The organism is Aeromonas sp. PrichA-15, assembly GCF_017939245.1.
GTDB lineage: Bacteria > Pseudomonadota > Gammaproteobacteria > Enterobacterales > Aeromonadaceae > Aeromonas > Aeromonas caviae.
On record NZ_JAGKRH010000036.1, the window covers coordinates 23,684 to 30,789 of the forward strand.

The window sequence follows — 7,106 nt, forward strand, 5'->3', positions numbered from 1 at the left end:
CCGGCGTCTGCCCCGCACCGCGTGAGGCGAGGCAGACGGGGATCAGTGCAGGTTGGGTCCCAGCCAGCGTTCGGCCTCTGCCAGGGTCATCCCCTTGCGCTGGGCGTAGTCTTCCACCTGATCCTGCTGGATCTGGGCCACCGCGAAGTATTTGCTCTCAGGGTGGGAGAAGTACCAGCCGGATACCGCCGCCCCCGGCCACATGGCGTAGGACTCGGTGAGCTGCATGCCGATGGCCTGTTCCACGTCCAGCAGCTCCCAGATGCTCCCCTTCTCGGTGTGCTCCGGGCAGGCCGGGTAGCCCGGCGCCGGACGTATCCCCTGATAATTTTCGCGAATCAGTTCCTCGTTGCTGAGTGCCTCGTCCGGGGCATAGCCCCAGTGCACTTTGCGCACCTGCTCGTGGAGGTATTCGGCAAAGGCCTCGGCGAGGCGATCGCACACCGCCTGGATGAGAATGGCGTTGTAGTCGTCGTGGTCCGCCTTGTAGGCCTTGGCGATGGCCTCCTCGCCGATGCCGCCGGTCACCGCGAAGGCGCCGATCCAGTCGGGCTTGCCGCTCTCCTTCGGCGCCACATAGTCCGCCAGACAGTAGTTGGGGAAGCCCTGCTTCTCGCTCTGCTGGCGCAGGTGGTGCAGCACCTTGCGCACCTGGGTGCGGGTCTCGTCGGTGTAGACCTCGATGCTGTCCCCCACGGCGTTGGCGGGGAACAGGCCGACAATGCCGGCGCAGCGCACGCTCTGATCCTTCTCCAGCTGGTCCAGCATGGCGTTGGCGTCGGCGTAGAGGCGCGTCGCCTCCTCCCCCACGACTTCATCCTCCAGAATGCGGGGGAACTTGCCCGCCAGCTCCCAGCTCAGGAAGAACGGCGTCCAGTCGATGTAGGGGCGCAGCACCGAGATGGGCACGTTTTCGAACTTCTGTACGCCGGGCTCCCGGGGCGCCGGGGGCTCATAGCCCACCCAGTCCAGCTGATGGCGGTTGGCCCGGGCATGGGCCAGGCTGACCGGCTTGGAGCGCGGCTGCTTGCGGGCATGCTGATCCCGGGCAATCTCGTACTCCTTGTCGATGCGGGCGACGAAGGCGGGCTTGAGCTCCGGGCTCAGCAGGCTCTGGGCCACCCCCACGGCGCGGGAGGCGTTGGAGACATAGACCACGGGCTCGGAGTAGTTCTGCTCTATCTTCACCGCGGTGTGGGCCTTGGAAGTGGTGGCACCGCCGATGAGCAGCGGCAGCTTGAACCCCTGACGCTCCATCTCCTTTGCTACATGCACCATCTCGTCCAGGGACGGAGTGATGAGGCCCGACAGGCCGATGATGTCGGCGTTCACTTCCCGGGCCGTCTTGAGGATAGTCTCGCAGGAGACCATGACCCCGAGATCCACGATCTCGAAGTTGTTGCACTGGAGCACCACCCCGACGATGTTCTTGCCGATGTCGTGCACGTCGCCCTTGACGGTGGCCAGCACGATTTTGCCGTTGCTGGAACCGCCGGACTTCTCCGCCTCGATGTAGGGTTGCAGGTAGGCCACCGCCCGCTTCATCACCCGGGCCGACTTCACCACCTGGGGCAGGAACATCTTGCCGGCGCCGAACAGATCGCCCACCACGTTCATGCCGTCCATCAGCGGCCCCTCGATGACGTGCAGCGGCTTCTCGGCTTGGGCGCGCGCCTCCTCGGTGTCCTCCTCGATGAAATCAGTGATCCCCTTGACCAGGGCGTGTTCGAGCCGCTTGCCCACCGGCCAGCTGCGCCACTCCTGATCCCGCGGATCCTCCGCCTGGGCACCCGCGCCGCGATACTTCTCGGCGATGGCCAGCAGCGCCTCGGTGGCGTTGTCGTTGAGGTTCAGCACTACCGCCTCGACCTTCTCTTTGAGCTCGGCCGGGATGTCTTCGTAGATGGCAAGCTGGCCCGCGTTGACGATCCCCATGTCCATGCCGTTCCTGATGGCGTGGTAGAGGAAGACAGCGTGGATGGCTTCGCGCACCGGCTCGTTGCCACGGAAGGAGAAGGAGACGTTGGAGACGCCGCCGGAGATCATGGCGTGGGGCAGGTGCGTTTTGATGTCCTTCACCGCCTCGATGAAGTCCACCGCGTAGTTGTTGTGCTCGTCGATGCCGGTCGCCACCGCGAAGATGTTGGGGTCGAAGATGATGTCTTCCGGCGGGAAGCCGACGCGGTCCACCAGAATGCGGTAGGCGCGCTGGCAGATCTCGAACTTGCGGGCACGGGTATCAGCCTGGCCCACCTCGTCGAACGCCATGACGATGACGGCGGCGCCGTAGCGACGCAGCAGTTTCGCCTGCTCGATGAATTTGTCCTCCCCCTCCTTCATGGAGATGGAGTTGACCACCGGCTTGCCCTGCACGCACTTGAGGCCCGCCTCCAGCACCTCCCACTTGGAGGAGTCGATCATCACCGGCACCCGGGCGATATCCGGTTCCCCGGCGATGAGGTTCAGGAAGCGCACCATGGCCGCCTCGGCGTCCAGCATCCCCTCATCCATGTTGATGTCGATGATCTGGGCGCCGTTTTCCACCTGCTGCTTGGCCACATCCAGGGCCTCGTCGTAGAGCCCCTCTTTTATCAAGCGCTTGAACTTGGCCGAACCGGTGACGTTGGTCCGCTCACCCACGTTCACGAACATGGAGTCCGCCGTGATGATGAGAGGCTCCAGGCCCGACAACCGGCAGGCTACCGGCAGATCCGGCAGGGCGCGGGGCTTGATGCCCGCCACGGCGTCCGCCATGGCGCGGATGTGGGTCGGGGTGGTGCCGCAGCAGCCGCCCACCAGGTTGAGAAAGCCGCTTTGGGCCCACTCGCGGATATGCTCCGCCATCTCGACCGCGTCCAGATCGTACTCGCCAAACGCATTGGGCAGACCGGCATTGGGGTGGGCGCTGACATGGGTCTCGCTGATGCGGGACAGCTCCTCCACGTACTGGCGCAGCTCGTCCGGCCCCAGCGCACAGTTGAGGCCGAAGGAGACCGGTTTGACGTGGCGAAGGGAGTGGTAGAAGGCCTCGGTGGTCTGGCCCGAGAGGGTACGACCGGAGGCGTCCGTGATGGTGCCGGAGATCATCACCGGCAGGCTGTAACCCAGCTCCTCGAACACCAGGTCCACCGCGAAGGCGGCCGCCTTGGCGTTGAGGGTGTCGAAGATGGTCTCGATCAGGATGATGTCGGCACCGCCCTCGATGAGGGCGTGGGTCGATTCGGTGTAGGCGGCCACCAGCTCGTCATAGGTGACGTTGCGCTTGCCCGGATCGTTCACGTCCGGCGAGATGGAGGCGGTACGGTTGGTGGGGCCCAGTACCCCTGCCACAAAGCGCGGTTTCGCCGGGTCCTTGGCGGTCCACTCGTCCGCCACGGCGCGGGCCAGGCGGGCCGCCTCCCGGTTTATCTCGGCCGAGAGCGCTTCCATCTCGTAGTCCGCCATGGCGATGCGGGTGGCGTTGAAGGTGTTGGTCTCGAGGATGTCGGCCCCGGCGGCACAATACTGGTCGTGGATCTCGCGAATGACGGCGGGACGGCTCAACACCAGCAGGTCGTTGTTGCCCTTGATGTCGGTATGCCAGTCGGCAAACCGCTCCCCCCGATAGTCCGCCTCACCGAGTTTGTAACCCTGGATCATGGTGCCCATGGCCCCGTCGATGATCAGGATCCGCTCCTTGAGACAGGCTTCCAGCCTGGTTGTGACATCCGCTTTCTTGTTCGACTCTCTGCTCGACACCGCTCGTACCCCTTACATCCATGCAACTGCGTGATGCCCATCCTAGCAGCAATCAAATTAAATGGAAATCTAGCCGTCTATCTGTCCGTGGTGACGATTAAATATAACCATAAATAGGTAATGAGCATGATCTAACCCGGGAGTACCCTATGCCCGTCCTCAAGAGGGATACGTGCTTGCTGTTTACCAAAGAGAAAAATAACTATGAGCGTCTACTACACACTCTGCTTCCTGGCAGCGTTGGCGATCTTCATCGCCTTTGCCAACCAGTATGTTGTGAAGATCCAGACCACCATCGCCATCACTGCGGGCTCCATGCTGATCTCCGCGCTGCTGGTGCTGTTTGGCAAACTGGGTTGGTTCAATCTGGAGCCTCTCGCCATCAAGACCATGGAGAGCATCGACTTCCAGAACTTCCTGTTGAAGGGGATCCTGGGCTTCCTGCTGTTCGCCGGCGGCCTTGGCATCAACCTCAAGGCGTTGCGTAGCCAGAAGTGGGAAATCACCATTCTGGCCATAGCCGCCACCCTGCTCTCCACCTTCCTCATCGGCTACGGCTTCTGGTTCATCGCCAAGCTGCTGGGCTGGGATGTGCCGCTGGTCTACTGCATGTTGTTCGGTGCCCTGATCTCCCCCACTGACCCGATTGCCGTACTGGCCATCGTCAAAAAGATGAAGGCGCCACCCCAGATCGCCATCCAGATCGAGGGGGAATCCCTGTTCAACGACGGTGTCGGTCTGGTCATCTTCGCCACCGTGTTTGCCGTGGCCTTTGGCGGCGTGGAGCCCACCTTCGGCAGCGTGGCCGGTCTGTTCCTGCATGAGGCTCTCGGCGGCATCCTGTTCGGGGCCGTGCTGGGTCTCATCGCCCACGTGATGATCAGCGCCACCGACGACGGCTCCCTGGAGCTGCTGCTGACCCTCTGCATCCCGACCGCGGGCTTCGCCTTCGCCAACATGATCGGCGTCTCCGGCGCCCTGGCCATGGTGGTGACCGGCATCATGATCGGCAACTGGACCCGTCATTCCGGCTTCTCCGAGCAGAGCCAGCACCACCTGGATCACTTCTGGGAGTTGATGGATCAGTTCCTCAACGCCCTGCTGTTCCTGCTGATCGGTCTGGCACTGGTGCTGCTGGACCTCGACTGGCGCGACTGGATCCTGCTGGTCATCGCGGTGCCGCTCTGCCTGGCTGCCCGCTTCATCAGCGTCTCCCTGCCCTATGTGACGTTCCGCAAGTTCCGCAGCTACAACACCTTCTCGGTGCGCATCCTCACCTGGGGCGGCCTGCGTGGCGGTCTGGCCATGGCCATGGCCCTGGCACTGCCATCCGGTGTCATGATGATCCCGGAACACAACGTCGATCTGCGCCAGGTGATCCTGGTGATGACCTACTCGGTGGTGATGTTCTCCATCGTGGTACAGGGCATGACCATTACCCCCATGATCACCGCCGCCAAGAAGGCCTGTGGCGACGCCTGAGCCCGTCCCTGACCGGCAATGAAAAGGGCTCCCAAGGGAGCCCTTTTGTCATCCCCGTGGCAGAGAAAAACAGGGAATGACTGGGTGAACGCACAATTAGTGTTTGCTTTTTACACATTTCGAGGAGAGAATGCGCGCCGGCTAGTTAATCAGCCCTGATTATGTTCGCAATGCTTCACCTCACGATGAATCCTGCCAGTACCCGCATAACCTTCTTCTGATTTACTCGCCTTGAGAACCGTTCAGGCTGTCTGCCTGCGTTGCCCGGCTCTCACGGTGCAGACCCGATCTGCCCACTCCCAAGTAGCATCATGCATCCGCGTGGTCCTTGGCGCCTTCCTTGAAAGTGCAGACGCCCCTGAACCGGGCTGGGTATTCCTGCGCGCTCGTCCGCCATCGTGCTGACCGCGCCCATTGACCTGACATTTGCCAATACAAGGAGCAAACACTTAATTTATATAGAGAAATACCATGATGAAACACGTACAGATCCGCAAACCCCTGCGTCGCAGCAAACCCATCAACCTGCCCGTGCAAGAGCACGACGACGATGCGTTCCTGATCCAGTTCAGCACCCGCTTCAGCGGCGGCTTCGCCATCTCCTGTGATGGCATCGCAGGCGAGTTCTCCATCGAAGAGCTCAACTGACCTTGCCTGCCCAGGCAGCGCCCGATGCAGACAGGCCGCAACTCACGGCGGCCTCCTTGCCTGACGTCATAGTCTGCATGGCCCCGCTCCCCGAGCGGTGGCTAGACCCCGCAAGTCTCCTTGTCCGGCGCCTCCAGCAGCAGGCACTCCTCCTCGCCGGCTCCCAGCCTGACCCGTTTGCCCTGACTCAGCCCCAGCTTGGCGAGTAGCCGGACCGAGCGCTCATTGCCCGGAGTGACGATGGCGACCACCCGCTCGATGCCGAGCCGTTCGCGGCCATCTGCCATGGCCGCCCGCGCGGCTTCGATGGCATAGCCCTGGCCGCGCCAGGCGGGCAGGAAGGCATAGCCGATGTCTTCACAGGGCAGGGTATCGCGCTTGATGAGCCCGCAGATGCCGAGCCTGGCCCCGTCTTCCCGCCGCACCACCAGATAGAGTCCGTGACCGTGGCGGGCATAACTGACCGCAGGCCCCTGCTGGATGTAGTTTTCGGCATCCGCCAGGGTACGCACCCCGCGATCGCCGATGTAGCGGTGAAAATCACCATCGTTGAGCAGTTCGAGAATGAAGGGGGCATCGACAACGGTCAGTTCGCGCAGTTCCAGGCGCTCGGAGAGGATCATGACATGGGCTCGTTCGGCAGAGAGAGTGTCCAAGACTGCTCCCGCCCCGCTTCCTTGGCAAGACCCGGACGATATTTTCGCCCCCGGGAGCCGCGTCCCCGCTATACTGCCCACCCCATGGAACAGGCAGGAGAACGGCCATGACCGATACCCCCGAATTTTTTGATGAAGAGACACTGCTGGAGATGGTGGAGAACCAGCTCGCCGACGGCCATCCCCTCCAGGTGAAAGCCACCCTGATGCGCCTGGTGATGAAGGGCACCCCGCGGGAAGAGGCGCTGCAATACATCGCCTGCGCCCTGGGCGCCGAACTCATGGCCATGGAGGCCGAACAGGGCCCCTTCAACCTCGTCCGTTACGGCGAGTTCCTCGACAGCCTGCCCGAGATGCCCTGGGCCGAATGACCCGGGCCGATTAGGCAAGCCCCGGCGCCAGCCATTATCATTACTGCCACCACCAATGACGGGAGTTTGACATCCTCCCCCACCTTAGCGCTTCGCGTCACAGGAGGGGGATTCCCATTACTGGGTGATAGCTGCTCGCGCAGTACCGGGTTCCTGCTTCATCGGGCGGCCTGATTGCACCACGCCTCCACAGGCTAAAACGGCGTGTCCC

5 protein-coding genes are annotated in these 7,106 nt (G+C 62.7%); 3 read left to right on the top strand and 2 right to left on the bottom strand.

Annotated features, from left to right (window positions below):
* Positions 1-42: 42 nt before the first annotated feature.
* Positions 43-3,738 (bottom strand): methionine synthase, encoded by a 3,696-nt coding sequence (gene metH, locus J9889_RS07145; RefSeq protein ID WP_052815859.1) that lies wholly within the window; start codon positions 3,736-3,738, stop codon positions 43-45.
* Positions 3,739-3,942: 204 nt separating this feature from the next.
* Between metH and J9889_RS07150 the strand changes: the two genes are divergently transcribed.
* Both J9889_RS07150 and J9889_RS07155 read left to right on the top strand, forming a co-directional pair.
* A complete protein-coding gene (locus J9889_RS07150; protein WP_041214319.1) occupies positions 3,943-5,220 on the top strand; it encodes a sodium:proton antiporter in 1,278 nt (425 codons plus the stop codon).
* Positions 5,221-5,691: 471 nt separating this feature from the next.
* The gene (locus tag J9889_RS07155; RefSeq protein ID WP_010672653.1) at positions 5,692-5,868 is read left to right on the top strand and encodes a hypothetical protein; all 177 of its coding nucleotides are present in this window, start codon (positions 5,692-5,694) and stop codon (positions 5,866-5,868) included.
* Positions 5,869-5,969: 101 nt separating this feature from the next.
* Here J9889_RS07155 and J9889_RS07160 read toward each other — a convergent pair whose 3' ends face one another.
* Positions 5,970-6,491, bottom strand: a complete 522-nt coding sequence (locus J9889_RS07160) for a GNAT family N-acetyltransferase (RefSeq protein WP_049637292.1) — start codon at positions 6,489-6,491, stop codon at positions 5,970-5,972.
* Between the two features lie 140 nt (positions 6,492-6,631).
* On the opposite strand from J9889_RS07160, the gene J9889_RS07165 reads away from it, so the two are divergent.
* The gene (locus tag J9889_RS07165) at positions 6,632-6,895 is read left to right on the top strand and encodes a hypothetical protein (RefSeq protein ID WP_039040440.1); all 264 of its coding nucleotides are present in this window, start codon (positions 6,632-6,634) and stop codon (positions 6,893-6,895) included.
* Positions 6,896-7,106 lie beyond the last annotated feature (211 nt).